The organism is Haloferax elongans ATCC BAA-1513 (assembly GCF_000336755.1).
GTDB lineage: Archaea > Halobacteriota > Halobacteria > Halobacteriales > Haloferacaceae > Haloferax > Haloferax elongans.
In genome coordinates this window covers 270,837-296,717 of record NZ_AOLK01000019.1, presented here as the reverse complement: position 1 = coordinate 296,717, position 25,881 = coordinate 270,837, and the positions used below count along the sequence as shown (strand labels likewise).

General features: G+C 62.5%; 25 protein-coding genes. 20 read left to right on the top strand and 5 right to left on the bottom strand.

Annotated features, from left to right (window positions below):
• Window positions 1-36 precede the first annotated feature (36 nt).
• The gene (locus C453_RS12265; protein WP_008324882.1) at window positions 37-639 is read left to right on the top strand and encodes a hypothetical protein; all 603 of its coding nucleotides are present in this window, start codon (window positions 37-39) and stop codon (window positions 637-639) included.
• A gap of 70 nt (window positions 640-709) precedes the next feature.
• Here the strand turns inward: C453_RS12265 and C453_RS12260 are convergent, their stop codons facing one another.
• Window positions 710-2,545, bottom strand: a complete 1,836-nt coding sequence (locus C453_RS12260; RefSeq protein WP_008324881.1) for a class I SAM-dependent methyltransferase — start codon at window positions 2,543-2,545, stop codon at window positions 710-712.
• 297 nt (window positions 2,546-2,842) lie between these two features.
• Here C453_RS12260 and C453_RS12255 point away from each other — a divergent pair, with 297 nt between their 5' ends.
• From C453_RS12255 to C453_RS12240, 5 genes are all read left to right on the top strand, one after another.
• A complete protein-coding gene (locus tag C453_RS12255; protein WP_008324880.1) occupies window positions 2,843-4,102 on the top strand; it encodes a glycosyltransferase family 4 protein in 1,260 nt (419 codons plus the stop codon).
• A complete protein-coding gene (locus tag C453_RS12250) occupies window positions 4,099-4,917 on the top strand; it encodes a class I SAM-dependent methyltransferase (RefSeq protein ID WP_008324878.1) in 819 nt (272 codons plus the stop codon). Before C453_RS12255 ends, C453_RS12250 begins: the two co-directional genes overlap by 4 nt.
• A gap of 144 nt (window positions 4,918-5,061) precedes the next feature.
• Window positions 5,062-6,483, top strand: coding sequence for a sulfatase (locus tag C453_RS12245; protein ID WP_049907667.1), 1,422 nt, complete (start codon window positions 5,062-5,064; stop codon window positions 6,481-6,483).
• Between the two features lie 138 nt (window positions 6,484-6,621).
• Window positions 6,622-6,777, top strand: coding sequence for a hypothetical protein (locus C453_RS20200; protein ID WP_160163399.1), 156 nt, complete (start codon window positions 6,622-6,624; stop codon window positions 6,775-6,777).
• A gap of 3 nt (window positions 6,778-6,780) precedes the next feature.
• Window positions 6,781-8,271, top strand: a complete 1,491-nt coding sequence (locus C453_RS12240) for a lipopolysaccharide biosynthesis protein (RefSeq protein WP_008324873.1) — start codon at window positions 6,781-6,783, stop codon at window positions 8,269-8,271.
• Here C453_RS12240 and C453_RS12235 read toward each other — a convergent pair.
• Window positions 8,268-9,881, bottom strand: coding sequence for a PAS domain-containing protein (locus tag C453_RS12235; protein WP_008324871.1), 1,614 nt, complete (start codon window positions 9,879-9,881; stop codon window positions 8,268-8,270). The genes C453_RS12240 and C453_RS12235 overlap by 4 nt on opposite strands.
• A gap of 168 nt (window positions 9,882-10,049) precedes the next feature.
• On the opposite strand from C453_RS12235, the gene C453_RS12230 reads away from it, so the two are divergent.
• From C453_RS12230 to C453_RS12205, 6 genes are all read left to right on the top strand, one after another.
• A complete protein-coding gene (locus tag C453_RS12230) occupies window positions 10,050-11,111 on the top strand; it encodes a DUF7350 domain-containing protein (protein ID WP_049907666.1) in 1,062 nt (353 codons plus the stop codon).
• Between the two features lie 60 nt (window positions 11,112-11,171).
• The gene (locus tag C453_RS12225) at window positions 11,172-11,435 is read left to right on the top strand and encodes a hypothetical protein (protein ID WP_008324869.1); all 264 of its coding nucleotides are present in this window, start codon (window positions 11,172-11,174) and stop codon (window positions 11,433-11,435) included.
• Complete coding sequence (locus C453_RS12220; RefSeq protein ID WP_008324868.1) at window positions 11,432-12,832, top strand: hypothetical protein; 1,401 nt, start codon at window positions 11,432-11,434, stop codon at window positions 12,830-12,832. The genes C453_RS12225 and C453_RS12220 overlap by 4 nt, the downstream gene beginning before the upstream one ends.
• Window positions 12,833-12,931: 99 nt before the next feature.
• Window positions 12,932-15,652, top strand: coding sequence for a heavy metal translocating P-type ATPase (locus tag C453_RS12215; protein ID WP_008324867.1), 2,721 nt, complete (start codon window positions 12,932-12,934; stop codon window positions 15,650-15,652).
• An 84-nt stretch (window positions 15,653-15,736) separates the two neighbouring features.
• Window positions 15,737-16,414: a hypothetical protein gene (locus tag C453_RS12210; RefSeq protein WP_008324866.1), complete on the top strand. Its 678-nt coding sequence runs from the start codon at window positions 15,737-15,739 to the stop codon at window positions 16,412-16,414.
• A 138-nt stretch (window positions 16,415-16,552) separates the two neighbouring features.
• A complete protein-coding gene (locus C453_RS12205; protein ID WP_049907665.1) occupies window positions 16,553-16,963 on the top strand; it encodes a high-potential iron-sulfur protein in 411 nt (136 codons plus the stop codon).
• A gap of 48 nt (window positions 16,964-17,011) precedes the next feature.
• Here the strand turns inward: C453_RS12205 and C453_RS12200 are convergent, their stop codons facing one another.
• Window positions 17,012-17,461, bottom strand: a complete 450-nt coding sequence (locus C453_RS12200) for a hypothetical protein (RefSeq protein ID WP_008324864.1) — start codon at window positions 17,459-17,461, stop codon at window positions 17,012-17,014.
• A gap of 77 nt (window positions 17,462-17,538) precedes the next feature.
• Complete coding sequence (locus tag C453_RS12195) at window positions 17,539-18,123, bottom strand: hypothetical protein (RefSeq protein ID WP_008324863.1); 585 nt, start codon at window positions 18,121-18,123, stop codon at window positions 17,539-17,541.
• 270 nt (window positions 18,124-18,393) lie between these two features.
• On the opposite strand from C453_RS12195, the gene C453_RS12190 reads away from it, so the two are divergent.
• From C453_RS12190 to C453_RS12155, 8 genes are all read left to right on the top strand, one after another.
• On the top strand, window positions 18,394-19,311 hold the full coding sequence (locus C453_RS12190) for a DMT family transporter (RefSeq protein WP_008324862.1): 918 nt from the start codon (window positions 18,394-18,396) through the stop codon (window positions 19,309-19,311).
• 99 nt (window positions 19,312-19,410) lie between these two features.
• Entirely contained in the window at window positions 19,411-20,004 is a 594-nt protein-coding gene (locus tag C453_RS12185; protein ID WP_008324861.1) for a TetR/AcrR family transcriptional regulator, read from the top strand.
• Window positions 20,005-20,300: 296 nt separating this feature from the next.
• The gene (locus tag C453_RS12180) at window positions 20,301-20,975 is read left to right on the top strand and encodes a DUF2306 domain-containing protein (protein WP_008324859.1); all 675 of its coding nucleotides are present in this window, start codon (window positions 20,301-20,303) and stop codon (window positions 20,973-20,975) included.
• Between the two features lie 171 nt (window positions 20,976-21,146).
• Complete coding sequence (locus tag C453_RS12175) at window positions 21,147-22,358, top strand: metal ABC transporter substrate-binding protein (protein WP_008324858.1); 1,212 nt, start codon at window positions 21,147-21,149, stop codon at window positions 22,356-22,358.
• Entirely contained in the window at window positions 22,355-23,143 is a 789-nt protein-coding gene (locus C453_RS12170) for a metal ABC transporter ATP-binding protein (RefSeq protein WP_008324857.1), read from the top strand. The genes C453_RS12175 and C453_RS12170 overlap by 4 nt, the downstream gene beginning before the upstream one ends.
• On the top strand, window positions 23,140-24,081 hold the full coding sequence (locus C453_RS12165) for a metal ABC transporter permease (RefSeq protein WP_008324856.1): 942 nt from the start codon (window positions 23,140-23,142) through the stop codon (window positions 24,079-24,081). Before C453_RS12170 ends, C453_RS12165 begins: the two co-directional genes overlap by 4 nt.
• 135 nt (window positions 24,082-24,216) lie before the next feature.
• Window positions 24,217-24,714, top strand: a complete 498-nt coding sequence (locus C453_RS12160) for a TRAM domain-containing protein (RefSeq protein ID WP_008324855.1) — start codon at window positions 24,217-24,219, stop codon at window positions 24,712-24,714.
• Window positions 24,715-24,829: 115 nt separating this feature from the next.
• Complete coding sequence (locus C453_RS12155) at window positions 24,830-25,123, top strand: hypothetical protein (RefSeq protein WP_008324854.1); 294 nt, start codon at window positions 24,830-24,832, stop codon at window positions 25,121-25,123.
• Window positions 25,124-25,289: 166 nt separating this feature from the next.
• On the opposite strand, the gene C453_RS12150 is transcribed toward C453_RS12155, so the two are convergent.
• Window positions 25,290-25,856 carry a TATA-box-binding protein gene (locus C453_RS12150; RefSeq protein WP_008324853.1) on the bottom strand — a complete coding sequence of 189 codons (567 nt, stop codon included), beginning with the start codon at window positions 25,854-25,856 and terminating at the stop codon, window positions 25,290-25,292.
• Window positions 25,857-25,881 lie beyond the last annotated feature (25 nt).

Here is a 25,881-nt window from a genome sequence, read left to right as displayed (position 1 = left end):
GAACAGAGCGTACGAACCGGAGCCAGAGGCGACGGTATGGCTCGTAAAGACACACTTGACGGCGACGTCTTCCAGCCCTTGTGGGCGGCAGGGTGGCAGTGGCAGTGGCTCGTCGTCGGGGCGGTGTTTCTCGGCGGGTACTTCATCGTCGAGTTCGGTGAACTGGTCCAGGGGGCGGCGGTGATTCTCGGTGGCGGAGCCATCGCCGCCGTCGGCATCCGGTACGTCGACCGCCGGTTCGAGCCGTTGCTCGACGCCGGAATCGACCGCGTCAAATCTGCGGTTCTCGACACCGTTGACGACGCAGACGGGGACACTGCGGTCTACACTGTACTGACCGCTGACCGGCGTCTCGCGTTCGTCGCCCCCGCGAAGACGTACACGGTGACGACACTCCTCGTCGGCGACGACGCGTTCGTCGTCCACGACGACGCATCAGTCAGCCTCGCTCACCGGTTCTTCGAGGTCGGTGACGACGCTCACCGCTACGAGTACAGCACTGTCTCTGCGATTGGGTACGACGATGACGAACTCACGGTCGCATTGACCGACGGGTCCGAAGACACTTACTCGCTCTCGCGAGAACCGGTCGAGGCACTCGCCGAGGTTCGGGCGCGACTGTCGGCGGTGGGAACCTGAGACCGGGAGCAGAGTGCGATTCGACGGGGTAGATACGCGATTCCGGGGCGTGACCCCGAGGCGGTTCACCCTACTCGACGCGGTACTCGAACGCCCCGTCGAGGACGTTCGAGAGGGCCATGATGTACGAGCCAATTTCGTAGGAGCCTTTGTACATCTGGTCGCCCACGTCCATGCGCTCGCCCAGCGTCAGGAAGCGCATCGGCACGCCGATACCCGAGTAGTCGTGGAGGTCGAGGTTGAGTGCGTTGCGGCCGTATATCCACGCGAACGCGTCGCCGACCTCTCTGTCGTAGTTCTTCTCTCCACCGGCGGCGTAGTAGGACATCACGGCGTTGACGAAGAACGTCTGGTGGCACTCGTAGAGGAAATCCCAGTGCGGCGGGCGGCGGTCGAGCAGGTGTTTTGTCACGTCGTGGCGAAGGCGCTTCCAGACTGGAAGGTCCTCCCAGATGAACGCCCCGTTGTCTAACATCCGCTCTTCGATGGTGTAGTCGAGGACGCGCTCTATCACCTCCAAATATCCGGTTAGCCCAGTCGCACGGATTGCCGCGCCGATTCCCCAGAGCGTGTACATCTGGTTCTGATGGCGTCGCGTCGTATGGTTCTCGAAGTGGAACAGTCCCTCGGGTGCCTGTCGCTCGACGACGGCGTGCAGTCCATCGGTGACTGCGTCGCGCACATCGGGCGTCGGGGCTGCTTCGTAGAGGTGGGCCCACCCCATCAGGACGAGCGTGTCTTCCGAGTGGTCGAACGAGACGCGTTCGACGGTGTGCTGGAAGAGTCGCCGTGCGACGTCGAGGTATCGGTCGTGGTCGTCTTCGAACACTCGGGCGGCGACGCTGAACGCGACCATGAGCGGGCCGAGGCCGTAACTCGGCATCTCGGCCAGTGTCTCGTCGTCGCTCGTGTCGCGGGCGAATCCGTCTAACTCGGCGCGAAGTTGTTCGTCGTAGCGGTCGTCGGCGAGGGACGATGCCCGCCAGCGCATCGCACCCATGATGCCAAAGGGTGCATAGCGCCAGTGGATGCGGGTGTCTGGTCGCCACGTGAGCAGGCCGTTTTCGAAGCGGTACTTCTGTGCGCGCAGGATTCGGGAGCGCTCGTGATTCCAGAACCCCGCTTCGTTCATCGGGCGGAAGAGACAGGTTAGCGACTCGTCGAGATAGCGTTCGTAGGGTATCGGCTCCCCCGAGAGGACGAGATACGATGCGAAGTCGTCGGCGTCGGCGTCAGTGAGAACGTCGGAAAGCCGGTGCGCGAGAACGACGAACCGCTCTTGGGCCGCGTCGGGAAGCTTCGAGATAGCGAGGTGAATCGGGTACGGATACTGGAAGAGCAGGTCACGGCCGGTGCGGTGATACCCCGGCGCGAGCAGGTCCATCGCGTCGTCTGGGTCGAAATACTGGAGGACGTTTCGGTGCGTCTTCGCGTACGGCGACCGCGGTGTGGGGACCGAGAAGACGACGCGGCCGTCCTCCGCGACGACCCGGTGGAGTTCGTCAGTCAGCGACTCGACGTCGAGGAAGCGCCAATCGTACGGGCCGATTGATATCGCGCCGTCGAAGTCGTCGGCGGCGAAGGGTATCGTCGGCCGCCCCGGCGGGACCACGACGTACTCCGTGACTGACTCACCGAGTATCTCGCGGGCGCGAGCGGAAGCGTCATGCGAGAAGTCGACGCGGACGACCTCGCGGGCGTCGATACCGGCGGTAACGGTCGCTTCGGAGGCGATGTCGAGGACGCGGTCGCGCCGCCCGAGGCGCTTCAGTGCGGTCGTTCGCTCCTCGTCGCGGAGATACTGTATTATCGGGCTCGTCGGCGGTTGTTTCACCCACCGGGCGAGCAGTTGCTCGCGGGCGGCAGGCGCCTCGGTCGAACGTTGTGAGAGAAGATGTTGGCGCATGATTTGCAAGGATACGTATTCGACCTGTATGAAGCCCGCAAAGAGGCATAATTATGAATCGGCATACGTCTGCTCGACGCCTCGAAACCACTGGTTTCGCGTGTCGGTGCGCTCTCTCAGAAAGCTAATTCACCGACGATGAGGCGACGGGCGACTGTTTGGGTCGGAAAGCAGGGATGCCACTGAACGGTCACATCCGTCTGGTAGGCGCTGTATAACTCCGTGAAGTCTGGAACAAGGTGTCTATACCTTACATCGTCGCGGCCCCATTTTCCGTGAAGACTAATGCGCATCTGCATGCTCTTGGACGCGGCGTACCCGACCGACATTCGCGTCGCAAAGGAGGCTCGCGCGCTCGTCGACGACGGGCACACGGTGTTTATTCTCTCGCGCGCTGTCGGCGACCGCCCACAGCGCGAGGAGGTCGACGGGACGGTCGTCGTCCGTCGGCAACTCGCCAACAGCGAGGTAAACCGCGGACTCGGTGGTGTGGTCCGCGGCCTCGTCGACCTCGTCACCGACGTTCGCCGCGTGTGGGTCGACGAGGCCGGGTCACTCGTCGAACTGGAGGGCATCGACGTGATTCACGTCCACGACCTCCCGCTTGCGAACACCGGCCTCGCCATCGGCGACGAGTACGATATTCCCGTCGTGCTGGACCTCCACGAGAACTGGCCGGAAGCGGTTCGGCAGTACCGCGCCGGTCACAGTCCGCGGAACTTCCTGAACCCTCGGTACGTCGCGTCTCGGCTCACGACGCCGATTATCCGCCTCAAGCGCATCGAACGCCAAGCGGTTCGCCGGGCCGACCGAGTCATCGCCGTCGTCCCCGAGGGTCGCGACCACTACATCTACGATTGCGGTGCCGACGCTGCGGACGTGTCCGTCGTGTCCAACGTCGTCGATTTGGACACCTTCGATGGCGAGGCGGACCCGGTTCCCGGCTACGAAGACCAGTTCGTCGTGTCTTACGTCGGCACGCTCGGCGGTGGGCACCGCGGGCTGGATACGGTTATCAAAGCTGCCCCCCACGTCGTCGACGACGTCCCGTCGCTTCGAATCGTCATCGTCGGCGACGGCTCCGACTACAAACGCGAACTGGAGCGTCTCACTGCCGACCTCGGATTGGAGAACGTCGTCGAGTTCACCGGCCGGGTTCCCTTCGACGACGTGCCGAAGTACGTCGCCGCGAGTGACGCCTGTCTCGTCCCGCACCGCGACAACGGGCACACGGCAACCACGATACCGCACAAACTCTTCCAGTATATGGCGGTTCGGAAACCCGTTATCGTGACCAACGTCGCGCCACTCGGACGTGTGGTCGACGAGACGGAGTCGGGACTCGTCGTCCCCGCCGGTGACGTTGTCGCAATGGCCGATGCAATCCAGCGACTCTCCGACGACCCAGCGCTCTGCGACCGACTGGGTGAGAACGGCCGCGAAGCCGTCGAAACCAAGTACAACTGGGCTGTCGAGTCCGAGCACCTCCTCGATATGTACCGCGACCTCGAACGCGAGACGGCACCGAGCGCCCAGGAGGTTCCGTCGTCGCCGTGACTCGATCGAACTCCCGTGCCGACGACAGCAGCCAGCGGGACGTGGCCGGTCGCACACAGACAGATGTGACCGGTCGCACGCAGATAGATGTGACTGGTCGCACGCAGACGGACAGCAATTCGCCCGCCTCTTCGGCAGTCGAAGCTCGGCTCGTCAGGTTCGTCGACCAGCCTCCTGCGACGCCGAACGTCCAGTATCTCCGTGACGAAGAACGCGTTCGGGCGCTCGACCTCCTCGGTCACCGTGACCGCGTCCTTGACGTTGCTTCGGAGTCAGGAGTCACCGCCGGTATCGACGCAAACGAAGTCGCGCGTGTCGACTTCGCCTCGGCTGCCAGCGACACCGCACAGGATGTCCTCGGCGACACCGTCTCCGACTACACCCTCGCATCCTACGACGACCCGCAACTGCCATTCGACGACGACTCGTTCGACGCCGTCGTCTGTATCGGCCCGTACGATTGGCCGTTTCTCGATATCGACGCACTCACCGCCGAGATTCGTCGCGTCGTCGCTCCGGGCGGCCGGTTCGTCTTTTCCGTGCCGACCCCACGCTCGCCGTACTTCGCCAACGGCAAGAACCGGTTTCTCACGCCGGACGAGACCACCGCGCTCGTCTCCGATGGGTGGACGGTCGTCGCGCGCGACTTCGTCTTTCAATATCCGCGCCGTCTCCACTCCGCGGTAAACCGACTCCCTGCTCCGCTCCAGTATCCGTTCGTCTGGGGTGCCCAACTCGCAACTGCCCTTTTGACTCGAACCGGCCGCTCGGAGATGGCTTCGTACGTCGTCGTCGCAGCCGATTCGACTGCGTGATTCCCTCACTTCGGACGGGTTCGCCTGCGTAATGGACTGACCGCGATGTGGTCGGCCCATCCATAGCAATTAGTACGCCATTAGGTCGTTCTGCTTCTCGTTAAGTAGTCGATACTCAACACCTCTGCTGGCGTACGTTCGGTAATGACGACTCATGGAGCGCTCCCGAGCGTGCTGTGGATTACACTCGACAGCGTTCGGCACGATTACACGTCGCTCGGCACGCCAGACCGAGAGACGACGCCGAATCTTCAGGCAATCGCCGCCAGAGACGACGCGGTCTCGTTCGATTCGTGCTTTGCCCACGCCCACTGGACACCGTCGTCGTCGGCGTCGATTCTCACCGGTCGCCGCGTCTCGTCGCACGGCATCGGATTCGCCGACACGACACAGGTCGCCCGCCTTCCGGACAGTCTCACGACCGCCGGAGAGCGGTTCTCGCGAGCGGGGTACAACACCGCCTGCTTCAGCACCAATCCGTACCTCGGCCCCGTGACTGGGTTAGACCGTGGGTTCGACATCGGCCACTGGTCGACGTCGCATCTCGACATGCTCTCCGGTGCCGGGATACGGACGGCCGTGAAGTACCTCCTGAACGTCAGGAAACTCGGCGGTGGGTTCTCGCTGTCGCCGCGCGACCACTTCGACCCTATCCACCCGCGCTATCAGACCGAAGTCGTCAAAGGCTGGATGCGGAAGCTCTCCCGCGACGGGCCATTCTTCATCTACAACCACATCAACAGTACGCACCACCCGTACAACCCGCCCGTGACGGTGCTCCGGCGGTACCTCGCCGGCACAGACCTCTCCGCGAAGGAAGCGATACGGACGGCGCGCGCGATCACCGACGACATCTGGGGATTCATGGCGGAAGAGCGACCACTCACCGAACGCGAGAAGACCGCTCTCGTGGCCGTCTACGAGGCCGAAATCGCGTACCACGACACGCTCGTCGCCGAACTCTACAAGTACGCGATGTCGCTCGATACGCCGGTTATCGTCGTCGTCACGGCCGACCACGGCGAACTGTTCGGCGAACAGGGCGTCGTCGGACACAACTTACTGCTCTCGGACGGCATCGTCCACGTCCCGCTCGTGGTCTCCGGTCTTCCGGACATGGAATCGCGTGACGACGACATCGTCCAGCATATCGACGTGATGCAGACGATTCTCGAAGCAGTGGGTGCCGACGCCTCCGGGTTCGAAGGGGTCAACCTTCTGAAGCAGTCGCCCGGATTCGCCATCGCCGAGCGCGGTCCCAGACCGTCGAACCTCGAAGCGATTCGCACGAAGAATTCGTTGTACGGCGGTGAGTACATGACCGACGCGCTCGCGATGCTCAGAACCGATACGTGGAAGCTCCTCCGAAACGGCGACGAACACCATCTGTACCGACTCCCAGACGAGGGAACCGACCTCGCGAAGTCGTACCCGGACGTCGTCGAGACACTGAGCGAAATTCTCGACGAGCGGGTCAGTTCCTCACCGACCGTCGAAGACGCAGACGCAACTGCTGCGTACGACCCGGAGACGCTATCGCGTCTGGAGAGTCTCGGCTATCTCTGAGACAGGTGCATGTCTCTCCTCGTCTCGCCTCGCGGGAAGTCGATTTTGTCGACCCGATTTCGGGCTCGTTAGTGGGTTCAAAACCCGTTAGACGAGGTATAGTTATGCCCGTACGAAGCCCTCTTTCGAGGTAACTCTATGTGTTTCACCCCGCTCGCTCGCTCGGTGTTCAGCGCCGATTCTGTCGATGGCCTCACAGACGAGCAGTCGCCCTTCCTTCGTCTCGCTCCTCTCGATACGTATCGTGTTCACACTGACCACTCGATGATGGAGGGGCGGACCACCGCTTTCTGAACAATGCGCTCTCTGCTTCGTCGGTTCATCCCGTCAGGTGCCGTCGGCGAGCGAACGGTCAAAAGCGGCCTCTGGATGACCGGCATCAACGTCTCGAATCGCATTCTCCTGATGCTCATGGTGGTCGTTCTCGCCGGCCTCCTCGGTCCGACCGAGTTCGGTCTGATGGGGCTTGCCCTCCTGACGGTGACGGCGATGAACCAGTTTACCGAACTCGGCCTCGACGCCTCGCTCATCCAGCGCGAAGAAGAGGACGTCGACGCCTACCTCGACACCGTCTGGACCATCAAGCTGATTCGGGGAATCGTACTCTTCGCGCTCGCGTACGTCGCCGCTCCGTATCTGGCGGCGTTCTTCAACGAACCGCGGGCGACCGACGTGTTTCGCGTTATCGCCCTTTCGCCGCTTCTCGTCGGCCTCCGAAACCCCCGTATCGTCTATCTCCAGAAGAACCTCGAATTCCACAAGCAGTTCGTCTACGACGTGTCGGGAACGCTGTTTCACGTGGGGGTCGCGCTCGCGCTCGGGTTCATTTTCGGGACTGTGTGGGCGCTCGTCTTCGGGACGTTAACCGGGAACGTCGTTCGAACCCTCGTGTCGTATCTCATCGACAGACGCCTGCCGCGACTGGTCATCGAGCGCGCCCGCGCCATCGAGATGATTCGCTACGGGCGCTGGATTACCGGGTCGGGCATCTTCATGTTCTTCTTCGCCAACGGTGACGACGCCTTCCTCGGGTGGTTCCTCGGCGCGACGGCGCTCGGGTTCTACCAACTCGCCTACCAACTGGCGAGAACGCCCTCGTCCGAAGTGACGAAAGTCATCTCGTCTGTGATGTTTCCCGCGTACTCGAAGCTACAGGGGAACCTCCGCGCACTCAGACAGACGTACTTCACGGTGCTGAAACTCACAGCAGTCGTCTCGATGCCGATGGCGGTCGGGATTATCGTCGTCGCCGGACCGTTCGTGCACGCCTTCCTCGGCGACGAGTGGATTCCAGCGATTCCCGCGCTCCAAATTCTCGCGCTCTGGGGATTGATGCTCTCTATCGGTGCAACTTCGGGGCCGCTCCTGAAAGCCATCGGCCGCCCGGACTACATCACGAAGGTGAACGTCCTCAAGACGGTTGCGCTCGCAATCCTCATCTACCCCCTCACCGACGCTTACGGACTGGCCGGCACCGCCGCTGCGGTCGTGCTCGCTGGCGCACTCACATCCGAACCGCTCATCAACTACATCGTGATTCGGGAGATAAAGGGGTCGTTCACCCAGTTCTTCGTCACCGTCGGGACGCCGCTGACGGCGAGTCTGGTCATGGGCGCAGCGGTGTTGGCGACCGAATCGATGCTCCCCGTGTCGGGAACGGCACTCGGATTCGCGGCGCTCGTCGTGACTGGCGTCGTCGTCTACACGGCGTGCATGGCTGCTATCGAGGTGACGTTCGACTACGGAATGCGCTCGCTGGTCCGCGACATCGCGGCGAAGATAACCTAGTCGGTCGGGGTGTCCCGCGGCAGTTCCAACGTCACCGCAGACCCGCCGAGTGACGTCGTGTCGAGTCGCACGCTGCCGCCGGCCTTCGTGACGACCCAGTGGACGAGCCACAGTCCGAGTCCGGTCCCGTGTTCCAGCGGCGTCTCCTCTCCGCGTTGAATGACTTCCCACTCGCTTTCTGGGATTCCGGGCCCGTCGTCTTCGATGCGGATGACGAACCGTGACTCGTCGGTCGGACTTCGGTACGTGTCGATGTGAACCGTCTCGCCACCGTGTTGGAGCGCGTTGGTGACGAGTTCTTCGACGGCGACACCGACGCGGTTGTCCACGTGTTCGGACAAGTCGGGGTCGACGGCGACTCGCACCGTCGAGTCCGGATACTCCGAACGCGATGCCGACACCACAGTCTCGACGAGCCTCCCGACTTCCATCGGGTGGCCGTCGGATTCGAGGAGTTCGGTGACGGTCCGGGCCTTCTCGGCGAGTGACGTGAGGTTCGATGCCGCATCGAGGATAGTCGCTGCCTGGTCGTCGATTTCTGGGTCGTCCGTTTTGGTCTGCACCATCTCGGCGTATCCCTCAATGACGTTCATCCGGTTTCGGAGATTGTGTCGGAGCATCCGGTTGAGAACGCCAAGTCGCTGTCGCGTCAGTTCAGGCTCGGTGATGTCCGACTGGATAGCGACGTATCCGATGCACTCGTCGTCCTGCTCGATTGGTGCGATGGTCTGTGCAGCCGTGTAGAACTCGCCGTTCTTTCGCTTGTCGACGATTCGTTCTTGCCACGTCTCGCCCGCTTCGATGGACCGCCACAGTCTCGCGTAATACCGGTCGTCCATCTCCCCGGACTTGAGTACGTTCGGCGTTTGGCCGACGATTTCGTCTCTCTCGTAGCCGGTCGTCTGCTCGAACGCCGGGTTCACGTAGGTGATTTCACCGTTGCGGTCGGTCAGGTAGATGGCGTGACCCGCCTGTTCGACGGCCATCTCGAACTCCCGAAGCCGACGCTCGCGGGCTTTCTGCTCTGTCGTATCGACGAAGATGCCGATAATCTCGCGAACACTGCCGTCCGGGTCGTAAATCGGCGCGGTCGACAGCGAGAATTCACGCATCGTCCCGTCTCGCTGTTGTCGTTTGACCGCGACGTTCGAGAGGCCGTCCTCCTCGATTGAGCGTTCGACAGCGCGCTGAAACTCAGACTCCTGGTCGTCGGCGACGGTCGGAATCGGCCTCCCGAGAACTTCCTCCCGTTCCCATCCGAACGTCTCGGTCGCCGCGTCGTTCCAGATGGTCACTCTCCCGCTGACGTCGATAGCGATAATCGGTACTGGAGATGCAGAAATAACGCTCTGGAGGCGGTCGAGTGATGCTTCGACTGATGTCTGGTGGCGCTCGATTCGTTGGTTCTTCCGGGCGACGAGTATCCCGACGAAGACACTCGAAACGACGACGAAGAACAGCCCTTTCGCCAGCGCAGACGACGACACGAGTGGTGCCCCGAAGATACCTGCAAGCGCGAGTTCACCACCGACAATACCGACCGACCCGAACGCTAGATACGCGAGCGCGATGGCCCGCGCATCGAGTGTATCGAGCGGCGAGTCGTCCATTGTGGTGAGTGGGTGTTTAGAGGGTATTAATAGATAGTGGGCAGTCCTACGCCGTGAGAAGTCCGTGCGGCGCTCGAAAGCGGCCCCCGAAACACAATGCACATCTTTGCGCGGCCGATAGCGTAGACGAGTTGCCTCGACGTGCACTACCGGGGCATCACCTTCGCTATGAGACGACGAGACGCCCTCAAAACCCTCGGAATCGGTGCGCTCACAGCAACAGCCGGCTGTCTCGGCGGCTTCGAGCAACAGTCCGCGTGGCGTGACCCGCCACTCGTCGAGGACCGCCCAGACGCGGTGTATCTCCCTGCAATCACGGAGGGAATGAAGATGTACGGACGAACGTCTGCGGGCCCGTACGATGTGGCACTGACGTATTCGTACCCACACCGGTTCTGGACGGTCGCTGGCACCGACCTCCAAAAGACGGTCGTCGAGGCCGACGATTCGCTCCACCTCATGGCCTCCGTCTGGGACCGCGAGACGGGAACCGTCCTCCCACTCGACGCTGGCGTCACCATCGAAGTACTCCAAGACGGGTCGTTCGTGACCGAGGAACTCGCCTATCCGATGCTCTCTCAGCGAATGGGGATGCACTACGGCGCGAACTACAGACTCGACGGCGATGGTGACTACGAAGCCCGCGTTCAAATCGGGGGCACGTCGCTCCACCGAACTGGCTCGTTCGCTGGCCGATTCGAGACGGCCGAGACGGCGACGTTCCAATTCACCTTCGCGACTGACGAACTCCACGACGTCGAACTCACCCGCCACGGCGACGAGGCGGGTACCCGAACCACAGTCCCCGCGATGGAGATGATGGGCGTCCCGACGGGGAAAGCTCCCGCTGTCGAGTCGCTTCCGGGGACGCACCTCGGACGAGAGACGAGCGGCGACGCGTCCTTCGTCGCCTTCGTCGTCGACGACGGGGCGCGCTTCGATTCCGACGGCGCGTACATTTACATCTCCGCTCGAACCCCGCACAACGAGTTCATCCTCCCGATGATGGGCATCACCGCGACGGTCGAACGCGACGGGGAGACAGTCGCCGAAGACCGACCCCGCCCGACGCTCGACCCCGACGTTGGCTACCACTACGGCCTTCCGGTCGATGCGGTCGAATCGGGCGACGTGGTCCGACTCGTCGTCGATTTCCCGCCGCAGGTCGCCCGCCACGATGGCTACGAGACGGCGTTCATGAACTTCGAGCGCCTGTCGTTCGAGGTCTGACGCCCGAGAGACAACAGAAACGTTCAGAACCACCCGACCGATACTTCGACCTAACACGGAATGAGCGACACCAGGAACGACGGCGACGGTCCCGACCGCCACGTCTGTGAGCGGTGCGGCGACGCCTACCCCTCGGCGCGACTGCTCACGCTCCATCGCGGTGCGAGACACCCCGACGACCTCACCGCCGACGAGGTCGAGGCGTACCGCGAGGCGTACTACGCCGAAGAGCGTGAACTGAAATCGTTCCGAATCCGGGCGCTGGGCGTTCTCGTCCTCATGTACTTCGGGTTCCTCATCCTGTTCATCCTCTTTGCCTCATGAACCGCACGACGACACTCCGACGATTCGGTGTCTCGCTTCTCTTCGCGAGTCTCGTGTCTCTCCTCGCGGCTCCGGTCGCCGCCAGCAACGGCGCTGTCGGCCTCGCCGGGGCGTCACAAGACAACCTCGCCGTCCCGCAGTGGCTCTATCTCGCGACGGGCGGGGCGACAGTCGGCGCGTCGGCCCTGCTCGCGAGCTTCGTGACCGATAGACGATTCATCGAACGGGTCCACTCGTGGCGAACGAGCGTCGCCCTCGACGACGTGGTCCGCCGGGGCCTCGGCATCGTCGGAAGCGTCCTCGGCCTCGCCCTGCTCGGGTTCATCGTGTACCTCGGATTCACCGGGCCGCAGGCACCGACGCTCAACTTCGCTATCATCGTCACTTTCGCCGGACTCCGCGCCGGCTACACGATGTTCACGTACCTCGTCGGCGACACGTGGCGAGCGGTCAATCCGTGGCGGACGGTGGCGACACTCCTCCCGAATGGCTTCGTCGAGTATCCACACAAACTCGGTCGATGGCCGGCTGTCGCGGGTATTCTCGCACTCGTGTGGGTCGAGACCGCTGCTGGCGTCACGCGCCAACCGAACCTGCTCGCGATGGCTGTCGCTGGCTATTCGGTCCTGACGCTCCTCGGCGCACTCCTCGTCGGGCCGGACGACTGGTTCGACTGCGCCGACCCGGTTTCGGTGTTCCTTCGATTCTACGGGCGTGTGGCACCGATTCGCTGGAACGACGAAGACGGGCTCTCGGTTCGGCTGCCGGGGATGCGACTCGTCACCGACGACGAGGTGACCGACCTCGCGGACATCGCGGTCGCGGTCGTCCTCGTCTGGGAACTCACCTTCAGTGGCTTCGTGACGACCGAACAGGGTGCGGCCGCTATCACGGCCGTTGTCGAGGCGGGTCTCCCTGCACTCGTCGTCTACGGCGTCCTCTATCTCGGCGGGTTCGCCGCATTCCTCGGGCTCTACGTGCTCGCCAGTCACCTTACCGTCCGGCGTATCGAGACGTTCGAGACGCCCCGGGCACTCGCGGTCCGATTCGCCCCGTCGCTTCTCGCTATCGCCGTCGGCTACCACCTCGCCCACTACTTCGCCTTTTCCGTCTCGCTGTCACCGATGCTGGTCGGAGCGCTCACCGCACCGCTCTCGCCACCTGCGAATCCTGTCGTCCTCACGCTTCCGGCGTGGTTCGGCGCGTTGAACGTCGTGTTCGTCCTCCTCGGACATCTCCTCGCGGTTTGGGTGGCGCACTCGCAAGCGTACGACACCTTCCCGAGTCGGATGCAGGCCATTCGGAGTCAGCTGCCGTTCGTCGTGGTGATGATATTCTACACTATCGTCAGTCTGTGGCTGGTCTCGCTGCCGACTGCGTCGCCGCCGTTCCTCTGAGACTATAATAACTCAGCGAAGACAATTTATTAATATCTCACACTGGTATGCCGTGCACTAACAGGTGAATTATTAACTGGTGGGTGACTACTGCCGACCATGAGCGAAAAAAACGGTCGCGTCCCGGGAGCCGATGCGGACGCGTCCGACGTCCCTCCAGACGATTGCGGATGTGGCGATTCCTGTGACGTCACTGCCGAGACAGAAACAGGGTCGCCGGGAGACACGCCGGCAAACTCGCCGGAAGACACGCCGGAAGACACGCCCGAAGACGCACCGGTAGACGACGCGGACACAGGTGGGACTGGCGCGTTCCAACGCGCCGAATTCGGCGTTCCGGACATGGACTGTCCCTCGTGCGCCGGAAAGGTCGAATCGAGCGTTCGCAGTCTCGATGGCGTCGGCGATATCGACCCTCGAATCACCACGGGGACTCTCGCCGTCGAGTACGACCCCAAACGGACCAGCGTCGATGACATTCGGACCAGTATCGAGCGCGCAGGCTACGAGGTCACCGACGAACCGACGACGCGGACGCTCACGCTCTCGGTTCCTGACATGGACTGTCCCTCGTGTGCTGGAAAGGTCGGAAACGCGCTGGACGACGCTTCAGGCGTGGTCGATTACGACACCCGACCCACCTCGGGGAAAGCCATCGTCACCCTCGCCGCCGACGCTGACCCCGCTTCGGTCGTCGCGGCCGTCGAGCGTGCGGGCTACGAAGTCACCGGCACCGACGCCGAGGAACTCGCTGGTTCGGCCGCTGACGGCGATACCGACACCACCGCCGAGAGTATCTGGCGAAGCACCCGTGCACTCAAGACGTGGGTCAGCGGTGGCTTCCTCGCGGCCGGTATCACCGCGGAGTTCTTCCTCGGGTTGGAACTCGTCGTCGCGTCGCTCTTTGGCGTCTCGTTCACGCTCGCCGAAGTGCTCTACACCGTCGGCGCTGGTACCGGTGGGCAGGCAATCCTCCGAAACGGCTACTACTCGGCGCGAAACCGCAGCCTCGACATCGACTTCCTCATGTCGACGGCGATTCTCAGCGCCGTCACCGCGAGTCTCATCTCGGCACCGACGAGCCTCTATTTCGAGGCCGCGACGCTCGCGTTCCTCTTTAGCGTCTCCGAACTCCTCGAACGCTTCTCGATGGGTCGCACCCGCGACTCGCTCCGCGAACTGATGGACCTCTCGCCCGACGAGGCGACGGTCAGACGCGACGGCGTCGAGACGGTCGTGCCGGTCGAGGACCTCCAACTCGACGACGTCGTCGTCGTCGCCCCCGGCGAGAAGATACCGGTCGATGGCACCGTCGTCACGGGCGAGAGCGCGGTTAACCAAGCGCCCATCACGGGTGAGTCGGTGCCGGTCGACAAGACGCCCGGTGACGAGGTGTACGCCGGGACGGTCAACGAGGCCGGGTCGCTGGACGTTCGCGTCGAGTCCGTCGCGGGCGACGACACACTCTCGCGCATCATCTCGATGGTCGAGGACGCACAGGCGAACAAGACCGAGCGCGAGCAGTTCGTCGAGCGATTTTCGTCCTACTACACGCCGCTTATGGTCGTCATCGCCGTCACCGTCGCGGCGGTCCCGCCCATCGCATTCGGTCTCGACTGGGTAACGTGGTTCGTCTACGGCATCACGTTGCTCGTCCTCGCGTGTCCGTGTGCGTTCGTCATCTCGACGCCCGTCTCGGTCGTCTCGGGTATCACCTCGGCGGCCCGAAATGGCGTCCTCATCAAGGGTGGGACGCACCTCGAAGCGATGGGGTCGGTCGAAGCGATTGCCCTGGACAAGACGGGCACCATGACGAAGGGCGAACTCGCCGTGACCGACGTCGTCCCGCTCAACGGGAACTCCGAAGACGACGTACTCCGGTGTGCTCGCGGCCTCGAACGCCGCAGCGAACACCCAATCGGTGAGGCCATCGTCTCGCACGCAGACGGCGCGAACGTCGCCGACCGCGACGTCACCGACTTCACGAGCATCACCGGAAAAGGGGTTCGTGCCAACCTTGACGGCATTACACACTTCGCCGGGAAGCCCGGCTTCTTCGAAGAACTCGGCTTCGACCTGAGACACGCTCACGTCGCCCACCGAGACGGCGAACTCACCGCTGAGATTCGCCAGCTATGCGACAGACAGGGCTGTCTCAACCTCGTCGAAGACACCATCCCGCGTCTCCAATCCGAGGGGAAGACCGTCGTCCTCGTCGGCACCGAAGACGAACTGGAAGGCATGGTCGCGGTCGCCGACGAGGTTCGTCCGGACGCTCGCGAGACGGTCGAGAAACTCCAGTCGTTCGGGCTCTCGGTCGTCATGCTCACCGGCGACAACGAGGGGACCGCTCGCGCCATCGCCGACGAAATCGGCGTCGACGACTTCCGCGCCGGACTGCTTCCCGAGGACAAAGTCGAGTCCGTCGAAGGGCTGCTCGACGAGTACGGGTCGGTTGCGATGGTCGGTGACGGCATCAACGATGCGCCCGCGCTCGCGACCGCAACTGTCGGCATCGCTATGGGTGCCGCCGGAACCGACACGGCACTGGAGACCGCCGATATCGCACTCATGGCCGACGACATCTCCAAGCTTCCGTACCTCTACGAACTCTCCAATCAGGCGAATTCGGTCATCAAGCAGAACATCTGGGCGTCGCTGGCTATCAAGGCCATCCTCGCCGTCGGCGTCCCGTTCGGGTACGTCAGCGTCGCGCTGGCCGTCCTCGCGGGCGACGCGGGGATGACACTCGGCGTGACCGGAAACGCGATGCGCCTCGCCCGAATTCGCCCCGACGAGGCTGACGACTCGCCGGTGTAACCTCGGGTACACCACTTACTGTCCGCTTTTGTGGGTGCCAGTTCGCAGCCCAAGATACATGCACAATCCATGCTACCTTATGGCATGGGTGAGACAGTCGAGACGAACTCGCTGGAGGTTCGATGGTTCGGAACCGGACCGCCGCCAACAGACCTCAGTACCTGGATTTCAGAACTTGGCCCGGTGGACACCGAGCCGAACGATGCCGCACGGCGTGTCGACCTGTACTTCCCGCCGTTCGACCCGACGTTTAACCTCAAACTGCGCGGTGGCGACGCCGATGCCGTCGAAGTCAAGTATCGACTTGGGTCGGGAACACGACACACTTTCGCCCCCGACGTGACGGGAACCGTCGAGCAATGGTACAAGTGGAGCTTTCCACTGGATTACACCCCGAACCTCTGGTCGACAGACCGAACCGGGCTGTGGCTCCCGGTGGAAAAGACGCGGCTTCTGTATCCCTTCGAGCAGTCGGTCCTTCGGTCGCTCGACTCCCGGCTCTCCGACACTGACGCGACGGCACACGTCGAGGTGACGGAGGTGACGGCGCTTTCGACCACGGGATGGACCTGCGGTGTGGAGGCCGCTGGAGAGCCAGCCGACCTCGAAGACGTTCTCGACGCTGTCGGAGACGTCCTGTTCGACGAGTCGTTCCCGGTCGAACTCGGGGGGGACCAGTCGCTCGGCTACGTCGAATGGTTACGCCGACTCTCGGAGGAAATATCTCCGAACGTGGGAGTCCGACTTCCGTCGAAGCGGTGAGTTGTGGCGGTCGGTGTCGCGACTCGCGGTATCAGTGAATTGTGTATCTACGGTCCGAAACAGTATCAAACGGGGTGCAATTCTTGAGCCACGAGAAACGGCCACCTCCACATAGTGGTCCCACTCCGAATTCGACATATGGTTGACAACCCTCGTACGCGACGCCGATTCGTATGGCTCACCGGCACGGCAGCGATGGCCGGACTCGCAGGCTGTAGCGGAAACGGTGGTGACGATGGGGGTTCAAACGGCGGTGGAGATGCTGGTGACACCGAAACGCAGGCACCTACGGCGACCGACTCCGGCGACGGTCTTCCGGAGGAGTACGTCACGGCAACGTCAATCGGCGGCAACGAGCGAAACCCGGAGCGTCTCTCCTCGAAAGAGGCCGTCTCGTATCAAGAAGAACCGAAGGAGGGCCAGCAGTGTTCGAACTGCCGGTTCTACATCGAAGACAAGAACGGCGATGGGCTCGGTGCGTGTTCGATTGTCAAAGGAACGATTGCACCCGAGGCCTACTGTGTCTCGTACGTCGAGCACGAAGCGTAGTTGAGCGCTAGCAGTGGCTATACGGCCCGAACCGAGCGAGTGGCTCCATCAGTCGTCTCTCGACACCGCACTCTGGATGCGGCAGTTCACTGCCTGTTCTTCACCGTCGCGCTCGACGGGAATCACCCACTGCTCGCCACAGCCGAGGACCGTCACCATCTCGTCTCCCTGCCGGTGTTTCACGGAGACGAACACCTCGTTGCGCTCGGGGTCGTGGTCGACGAGTTCTATCAGCACGTCTTCGCCCGCGATGAGCAGGTTCTTCGCCCCGTCCAACTCCATCGCGTACGATTCCGTGTTCCCATTGGGGTCGGTGACGAACAACTCGACTGCGGGGATGTCCTCGCCGTCTGGGTAGCTCGCGTCGACCGCGAGCGCACCGTCCTCGATTCGAATGTCGTGGATGTCCACCAGCGACGCCGCCACGCCGACCGAGTCTGCGACCTGCTGGCGGAGGTCACCCATCGGGATTCGAACCGACTTCCGAATCGTTCCCATACACCCTCGTATGAGGGGGGGATGTATGAGAGTGTCCGCTAGTTGGGCACAAAATCGGGGGCGTCAGCCACCTCGAATTACTCGGAGGTCGCCTCGAAGTCAGAGAGCGCACTCGCCAGTCGCGACCCGTCCGGGACGGCGGCGGCGAACTCGTCGGACCCGAACCCCACGTCGCCGTTCATCGAGAGAAAGCCGAGGTTGCCGTCGGCGGCCTCGTCGAGCTTCGTGAGAAACGCCACTTTTCGCGTGGCCGTGACGCCTTCGACGACTGCATCGGGGTCTACGGATTCGTAGAGCGCGCGATGCTCGTGGACGTGGCGAACGCACCGACTCGTCGGCGCGAACAGCAGGAGGACGTTGACTCCCGGGCCGTCACGGGCGAGTCGCGGACGAACGTGATGCTCGTCGTCTTTGTAGAAATAGCGCTCCATGCGGCGGTATTGGCGAAGCACCTCGTTCGCGCCAGTCGCGTGACGGACGGCCGCATCGGCTTTGAGTTCGATGAGGTAATCGACCGGCTCGGGCGTCCGAACGCGGACGTACACGTCGGCGACGCCGCGGTTCCCGTAGTGGTCGTACGGCTCTTCGAGGTGGATTTCCACGTCGTCGAAGGCCGCTCGAAAGTGCTCGACGATACGAGTCGCCAACTCGTCTTCACGCATCTGTCGGCCGAACAGACAGCGTCGGCGTGTTTAGGTCCCGCGATTACGGACCGACGACCTCTGAGTTTCGGCGGCGTCTGGGCGACACCTGTGTGCGTACTTCACTTACAGCTTCGTCGAACAGTTCAGCACAGTTCGAACAAAACGACTAATATCGATTGTATGGTAACGAATCGCTCACGTGCTAGATGAAACTCCAACTCACACGCGGAAGTCTCGATTCAGGACCGACCACGACCTGCGACTCTCTTCGGTGACGGGGCGGTTCTGGTGAACAGGCGCGTCGCAGTCGGGCTATTTGCCCTCCTTGGTGGCCTCTGGGGGAGTTCGTTCGTCGCTATCGAAATCGGCCTCGAATTCTTCCCGCCGCTTCACTTCGCGGCGTTTCGGTACTACCTCGCGGGCGTCATCGTCCTCGGGTACGCCCTCGTCTCGACTGACTACTGGCGACCCCGAAACCGGACCGACCTGCTGCTCGTCGCCATCGCTGGCGGGTTGATGATTGGTGGGCACCACGCGTTTCTCTATGTCGGCCAGCAGTACGTTCCGGGTGCCGTCGCTGCAATCGTCATCAGCCTCGGGCCGGTTCTGACTGCCCTCTTCGCGACTGGCATCCTCGGCGACCGACTCTCCCCACTCGGGGCTGCCGGGTTCGCCTTCGGTTTCCTCGGTGTCGGACTCGTCGCCCAGCCCGACCCGAACGCACTCCTCTCCAGCGACGTCGTCGGCGTGGGAATCGTCTTCGTCGCTGCCGTCTGTTTCGCACTCGGTGCTGTCTTGACTCGCCCGTACTCGTCTGACATCCCCGCGCGAACCCTGCAAGCGTGGGCGATGCTCTTCGGCGCGGCGCTTCTCCATGTCGGCGGCGTCGCCACCAACGAATCGGTCGCGGCTATCGAGTGGACGCCGACCGCTATCGGGTCGCTCGCATATCTCGCGACCATCAGCGGCGCTGCGGCGTTCCTCATCTACTTCGAACTCCTCTCGCGGTTCGGACCGACCCAGATAAACCTCATCGGCTATCTCGAACCCGTCTCGGCGACGCTCCTGAGTTGGGCGTTCCTCGGCCACCTCATCGACCCACTGACGGCAGTCGGGTTCGTCTCTATCTTCGTCGGCTTCGCGCTCATCAAGCGCCGGGCGCTCTCCGAATTGGTCGTCTCCGTCCGCCACCAGTCGAGTTCGTAGCTCCGAACCGGGTGGCCTGATGCGCCTTCTCCGATTCCCTGGTCACTCACCGAAGCAACGTACACAAGTACCCAGCCGAGCGAATACTCACCTAGTCAGATGCCCGCCGACGCCGTCCCTCCAGAACAGAAAGCCCAGATTGCTCACGCGGTTCGTCAGGCACTCGCCAAACACGGCTATGCACGGTTGACGACGAAGAAAGTCGCCGCCGAGAGCGACAAGAGCGAGGCTGGATTGTACTACTACTACGACTCGAAAGACGAGATGATTGTCGCGTTCCTCGAAACCTCGGTGGACTACCTCGCCCGCGAACTGGACGAGATTGCCGCCGACGGACCCGAAGAGCGCCTCCGAGCAGTCTGCGACTTGCTCTTGGTCGACGAAGGCGACGAGGCCGCCCGCGGCGTCAACATCGCTGTGATGGAACTCTTGTCGCACGCGCCGCACAACGAGACGCTTCGCGAACCCCTGCTGGAGATGGAGCGCCACACCCTCGACGTGATTGTGGATATCCTTCAGGACGGCATCGAGGAGGGCGTCTTCCGCGACGTCGACCCCGAGGGAACTGCTGCGTTCCTCCTCTCGGCTACCGACGGCTACACCGGATTCGCACTCGCACTCGGGATGGAGGGCGTCGGTGACGGCCTCAGGGACGCCATCTCGGCGTACATCGACTCGCTTCTGGTGGAATAGCTTCCTTCGCTGCGTTCTCCAGCGTTCTCCAGCGTTCTCCAGTGCTCTCCAACCCCGTTCTCGACGACATCGCTTCCTGAGGGGCTGACGAGTCCACGAGACACTGCTCTGGCGAACGACGGACCAATTTGACGAATTGTCGAAACACAAAGTAAGTACTTACTCAGTAGTTTTATGCCGTTGCTCGTACCACTTGGTGCTATGTTGACCACCACGAACCACACCCGACCAGTGTCCACCCCCTGCTGGCGGACGATTGCTTCGGCATCAGTCACTCGTTGCGGTGGTGACCGCCGATGACCCTCGTCGAAGACGCGACACTCGGAATACACATCCTCGCTGGGTTCACGGCGCTCTTCGCTGGACTCGGTGCTATCGCCACGAAGAAAGGCGGCCGTCGGCACCGTCGGGCGGGCCGAATTTACGTCCTCGGCATGGCTGTCGTCGCGGTCACGTCACTCGTGCTCTATGTCATCGAACCGGACCTCGGTCGGACGTTCCTCGCGCTCCTGGCCGTCTTCAGTTACTATTTCGTCTTCTCGGGCGACCGCGTGCTCTCGCGGAAACGACCCGCCGATAGTCCCGAAACCCTCGACTGGATTGCAGTCGGCCTGCTCACGCTCTCGGGTGTCGGTCTCCTCGGGTTGGGGTGGTACTTCCTGACTCACGGTAGTGAATTCGGCACGATAATGCTGGTCTTCGGTGCGCTCGGAGTCGGGGCCGGTGTCCAGGATATTCGGAAGTTCCGAAGCGACGAGTCGACGCCGCGGGAGTGGTTCTACGAACACATCTCTCGGATGGGAACTGCCTACATCGCGACCGTGACCGCCTTCTCGGCGGTCAATTTCGACTTCTTCCCGGTCGTCGCGGCGTGGCTGTGGCCGACGTTCCTCGGGACGCCACTCATCTACTTCACCATCAGGAGATACAAGCGGCAGACTCGGTCGAACGCGTCGCCGACGGCAGACTGACCTCCCTCTGCTACTGCTGTCTGGACGCGTGTTTTCCGACTGCGCCTCGCTCATTGTTTCTCGTTCACGAATTGGTCAGTGTTTCTCGCCAACCATGGCAGTCTCTAACCAATAACAATACACATAATTTGGATAATAGCACTTATTATCTCCAACTGGAATTCTATTAATATGAGACAGCAGACTCGCCGCGGTTTCGTTACGACGTGCGCTGGAACTGTCGCCGCTAGCCTCGCGGGATGTCTCGGCTCCGCGACTGGCGGAGACGAATCGGCAGACGGCACACGCGCAGCGGCTTCGTTCTTCGTTTTCGGCGACATCGCCCGGCACGTGGCAGGCGATGTGGCGACCGCCGAGACGCTCGTCCCGACGGGACAGCACGGACACGGCTGGGAGCCCGGACCGGACGTTCAGGGTCGCGTCCTGCAGTCGGACCTGTTCGTCCACGGCATGCCCGAGTTCCAACCGTGGGCCGACGACATCCGAACGTCGCTCGACGCAGACGGTGCAGACGTGATGAGCGTCGATATCACGGCCGACATCGACCTGCACGAACTCGGCCCAGATGGTGGTCACGCCCACGGAGACCACGAGGAAGACCACGACGAGCATGAATCGACTCACACCGAAGACCACGAGGAAGGTCACGACGACCACGAGAAGAATCACGACGACGACCACACCGAAACGCACGCACACAAGGAGTCTCCCGACGGACACGACGAGCACAACTCGTCGGAGACAGACCATCACGACACCACAGCGGAACACGACCACGGCGAGTCTGACGACCACGACGAGTCCGACAACCACGACTCCGAAGAAGAGCACAACCACGACCACGGCAACGTCGACCCGCACTTCTGGTTAGACCCGACCCGCGTCGCAACCGCGACGCAAACGCTCCGTGACGCGTTCCAATCTATCGACGATGCCAACGCAGACGCGTACGAAGCGAACGCCGCTGCCTACGAGGAGACGCTTTCGGACCTCGACGCGGCGTTCGAATCCGGCCTCGAATCCCGAACGCGAGACGTCGTTTTCGTCGCCGGACACAACGCCTACGGCTACTTGGAAGACCGATACGACCTCACCGTGGTCACGCTCTCGGGCCTGTCTCCCGACGACGACCCAACGCCGCGAGACATCGAACGTGCGCAGGCCACAATCGACGAACACGATATTCAGTACATTCTCGCCGACCCGCTCGAATCCGACCGCGCCGCAACCCAACTCGTCGCGGAAACAGACGCGACGGATACCCTCCCGTTCACGTCGATTCCGGGGATGACCACAGAGTGGACCGAACAGAACTGGGGCTACGTCGATATCATGCGCGAGGTGAACCTGCCGTCGCTCCGGACGGCACTCGGAGCGGAATGACGGTCGTCTCACTCAACGACGTCGCATTCTCCTACGGCGACGTTCCAGTCGTCGACGGCGTCTCGCTCGACATCGAACCCGGCGAATTCCTCGGACTCGTCGGCCCAAACGGCTCGGGAAAGAGCACGCTCCTCCGGTTGCTCCTCGGCCTCGAACGACCGGACCGTGGCGAGGCCCACCTCTTCGGTGAGCCAGCACACGAATTCGGAGACGGAGAGCGCATCGCCTACGTCGCACAGGATGTCACCGATGCAGCCCGTGACATGCCGATTACCGTCCGCGAAGTCGTCAGGATGGGTCGATACCCGCGCAACCTCTTCGGTCGGTTTTCGGACGCCGACCGCGCCGCAGTCGATGGCGCACTCGACAGAGTCGACATCGCCGACCTCGCAGACCGGCGCGTCGGTGCACTCTCTGGTGGGCAGCGCCAGCGCGTCTTCGTCGCCCGCGCGCTCGCCGCAGAATCCGACCTGCTCGCACTCGACGAACCGACTGTCGCGTTGGACGCAGAATCCCGTGATTCGTTTTACGACCTGCTCGCAGACCTCAACGACCGCGGGCTGACTATCGTCTTGGTCGAACACGACATCGGGGTCGTCACGGCGCGAGCCTCCCGTATCGCGTGTCTGAACAGGGAACTCTACTTCCACGGCGACTCGGAAGACTTCGCCGAGAGCGACGCTCTCGCCGCAGCTTACGGGGCCAACCAGCGGGTATTGGACCACTCGCACGACCACCACGATGCCGAAGCGCACGTGAATCCGGATTCGGAGGCAGAGTCGTGACGGCCGCGCTCGACTTCCTCACTCCACTTCTCGTCGTCAACACGCTCACCGGGCTTCTCGATTGGTTCCTCGTCGCTGTCGACGGCGGGTTCTCGTGGGTCGCGGAAACGACCGGTCTCCAGTTCCTCGGCTATCCGTACATGCAGCGAGCGTATCTGGCGGTCCTCTGTATCGGGGTCGTCGGTCCGCTCGTCGGCTCCTTCCTCGTCTACCGGAACCTCTCGATGGTCGGCGACACGCTCGCTCATACGGCGTTCGCCGGTGTCGCAGTCGCGCTCTTCCTCGACGCTACACTTTCGATTGCCGTCCCGCCACTTCTCGGTGCGCTCGTCGTCGCCGTCATCGCGGCGTTGCTGGTGCAGGCGCTCGTCGAGTACACCGACGCCCGGAGCGACGCCGCCCTCGCGATGGTGTTGACCGGTGGGTTCGCCCTCGGGAGTGTCCTCATCTCGCTCACCGGCGGTGGCATCTCGGTGGGTATCAATCAGTACCTCTTCGGGTCGCTGGCAACCGTCTCGCGCGCCGATATCGGTCTTCTCGTCTCGATGGCGCTCGTCGTCGCAGTCGCGGTCACGGTCGCGTACCGCCCGCTCGTGTTCGTGACGTTCGACGAGACGGCTGCTCGCGCGTCTCGCGTCCACGTCCGCGTGGTGAACACGCTGCTGTCGATTCTCACCGCCTTCGTCGTCGTCAGCGCGATGCGAATCATGGGGGTCATCCTCGTCGCGGCCCTCCTCGTCATCCCCGTCGTCACCGCGTCCCGACTCGGACGAAGTTTCAAACAGTCGATTTGGTACGGAATCGTCGCCGGTGAGTTCGCCGGAATTGCGGGTGTGACGCTCGCCTACCAGTTCGGACTGGCCGCAGGCGGCTCTATCGTCCTCGTCGCTATCGGCGGGTTTGTCGCCGTTGCCGTCGGTTTGCGGGTCGCTCAGTAGTAAACCAGGCAACACCCGAACTATTTCTCGGTAGGTGTCGACCAATTCGTCGTTTCGCTGCGACCTGTCCACCGAGTCGAGCCAAGCGATGACGATTCACCATATTTTAACATCCTCTACCACATAAACCACCCAATGCCAGATATTTCAGATTCTCTCCGACTCCTGTTCGAGACATCTATCGAGCGTCAGAATGGCCGGTACGTCGTCCCGATTCCGAAAGAACTCGTCGAGGGTGGGTCGCTCTCGACCGACGAACTCTACCGCATCGCACTGCTTTCCGCGCCGGATGCCGAGCTGACGCCGGAGCAGAACGAATCGTCGACTGAGTCGTCGACCGAGTCGACTCGGCAGACGTCCGAAGACACGACTCGCTCGCAATCGTCGACCGAACAGTACCAGTCGGACCAGTACACCCGCCGGTCGCGCACGCCGCCGGTCGAGGAGGGCGAAGTTCGCTCTGTCACTATCGACACGCTCGGCGACCAAGGCGACGGCATCGCCAAGGTCGAACGTGGCTTCATCATCATCATCCCCGGAACCCAACCGGGCGACGAAGTCGACGTGGAGATTACCGACGTGAAGAAGACGGTTGCGTTCGCAGAGCCGGTCAGCGAACCGACTGTTAGATAATTCAGTTTCGTTCTTTCGGATTTTTCGACGCACGGAGCCGACGAGCGGGTCGTGGATTCGATGTCTCTCTCACCGAACCAGTAGGATTTTAGACACTTGGTGACTCTATTGAGCTATGTCCCTCACTCCCTCGCTTGCGAAGCTCCTCCCGGACGAATTCGTCCCGCTCCGTCGAATCGTCCGATATGCGTGCTATTCCCTCATACTGGTTGCACTGGGGTTTCTCGGTGCAGATATCGTGTTTTTCGTTCTAGATTTGTTCACTGGTCTCGCCGAGGACATTCTTGGACACGTATTTGTTGTCGTATGGGACGACCTGTTGAACCTCGTGCGAGCTGTCGTCAAGGCGTTCGCGCTGCTCGTGGCGCTGGGCGTCTTCCTCTCGCAGTTCGAGACGGGAACAGCGTGATTCCTGTCTCGAAATCGTATTCACACTAGAATCGGTTTTCGCGTCACCGGGCGGTGGGCGAACTGCGTCGGTGTCGGACGGCGCACCCGTCACACACGACTGTCTGCTCAGCTATCGACCGCGCCTCCTCGTGTCGTCGCACTCGAATGTGGAGAGTGCGTCGTCTTCAGCCCAGCAGTCCGAGTTTCTGCACTTCGTCTCTGACCACTTTGATGGCTTCCTCGGCTTGTGCGACCTCCTTCGCGCCGGTGATGACGACCTTTCCGCTGCCGAACATCAGCACGACCACACTCGGCTCTTCGAGGCGGTAGACGAGGCCGGGGAACTGTTCGGGCTCGTACTCGACGTCTTCGAGGCCGAGACCGATTGCGAGCGCGTTCAGATTGAGGTTACTCCGCAGGTCCGCGCTCGACACGATGTTCTGGACCGTAATCTCGGGTTCGTCCGGAAGCGGGATGCCGAGGTCGCTGAGTTCCTCGAAGAGGATATCGAGCGCCGCGTGGACGCCCTCGACGCTGTCAGCACCGGTACAGACGATTTTCCCGGACCGGAAGACCAAACAGGCAGACTTCGGGTCGCTCGTTCGATACACCAATCCCGGGAAGTTGTCCGGGTTGTACTCCGTGCCCGCCATATCGAGTGACAGGCTCTTGAGGTCGAGTTCTTGCTCGATGCCGGTCGAGGCGACGACATTCTGTATCTCTATCGACTCGACGACGTCCGTCCCTGACATTTCGTGAACAAGATTGCACCGCGAG

Coding starts and splice junctions, on each gene's coding strand:
- C453_RS12265 (WP_008324882.1), top strand. CDS start 37: ATGGCTCGTAAAGACACACTTGACGGCGACGTCTTCCAGCCCTTGTGG.
- C453_RS12260 (WP_008324881.1), bottom strand. CDS start 2,545: ATGCGCCAACATCTTCTCTCACAACGTTCGACCGAGGCGCCTGCCGCC.
- C453_RS12255 (WP_008324880.1), top strand. CDS start 2,843: ATGCTCTTGGACGCGGCGTACCCGACCGACATTCGCGTCGCAAAGGAG.
- C453_RS12245 (WP_049907667.1), top strand. CDS start 5,062: ATGACGACTCATGGAGCGCTCCCGAGCGTGCTGTGGATTACACTCGAC.
- C453_RS20200 (WP_160163399.1), top strand. CDS start 6,622: ATGTGTTTCACCCCGCTCGCTCGCTCGGTGTTCAGCGCCGATTCTGTC.
- C453_RS12240 (WP_008324873.1), top strand. CDS start 6,781: ATGCGCTCTCTGCTTCGTCGGTTCATCCCGTCAGGTGCCGTCGGCGAG.
- C453_RS12235 (WP_008324871.1), bottom strand. CDS start 9,881: ATGGACGACTCGCCGCTCGATACACTCGATGCGCGGGCCATCGCGCTC.
- C453_RS12230 (WP_049907666.1), top strand. CDS start 10,050: ATGAGACGACGAGACGCCCTCAAAACCCTCGGAATCGGTGCGCTCACA.
- C453_RS12225 (WP_008324869.1), top strand. CDS start 11,172: ATGAGCGACACCAGGAACGACGGCGACGGTCCCGACCGCCACGTCTGT.
- C453_RS12220 (WP_008324868.1), top strand. CDS start 11,432: ATGAACCGCACGACGACACTCCGACGATTCGGTGTCTCGCTTCTCTTC.
- C453_RS12215 (WP_008324867.1), top strand. CDS start 12,932: ATGAGCGAAAAAAACGGTCGCGTCCCGGGAGCCGATGCGGACGCGTCC.
- C453_RS12210 (WP_008324866.1), top strand. CDS start 15,737: ATGGGTGAGACAGTCGAGACGAACTCGCTGGAGGTTCGATGGTTCGGA.
- C453_RS12205 (WP_049907665.1), top strand. CDS start 16,553: ATGGTTGACAACCCTCGTACGCGACGCCGATTCGTATGGCTCACCGGC.
- C453_RS12200 (WP_008324864.1), bottom strand. CDS start 17,461: ATGGGAACGATTCGGAAGTCGGTTCGAATCCCGATGGGTGACCTCCGC.
- C453_RS12195 (WP_008324863.1), bottom strand. CDS start 18,123: ATGCGTGAAGACGAGTTGGCGACTCGTATCGTCGAGCACTTTCGAGCG.
- C453_RS12185 (WP_008324861.1), top strand. CDS start 19,411: ATGCCCGCCGACGCCGTCCCTCCAGAACAGAAAGCCCAGATTGCTCAC.
- C453_RS12180 (WP_008324859.1), top strand. CDS start 20,301: ATGACCCTCGTCGAAGACGCGACACTCGGAATACACATCCTCGCTGGG.
- C453_RS12175 (WP_008324858.1), top strand. CDS start 21,147: ATGAGACAGCAGACTCGCCGCGGTTTCGTTACGACGTGCGCTGGAACT.
- C453_RS12170 (WP_008324857.1), top strand. CDS start 22,355: ATGACGGTCGTCTCACTCAACGACGTCGCATTCTCCTACGGCGACGTT.
- C453_RS12160 (WP_008324855.1), top strand. CDS start 24,217: ATGCCAGATATTTCAGATTCTCTCCGACTCCTGTTCGAGACATCTATC.
- C453_RS12155 (WP_008324854.1), top strand. CDS start 24,830: ATGTCCCTCACTCCCTCGCTTGCGAAGCTCCTCCCGGACGAATTCGTC.
- C453_RS12150 (WP_008324853.1), bottom strand. CDS start 25,856: ATGTCAGGGACGGACGTCGTCGAGTCGATAGAGATACAGAATGTCGTC.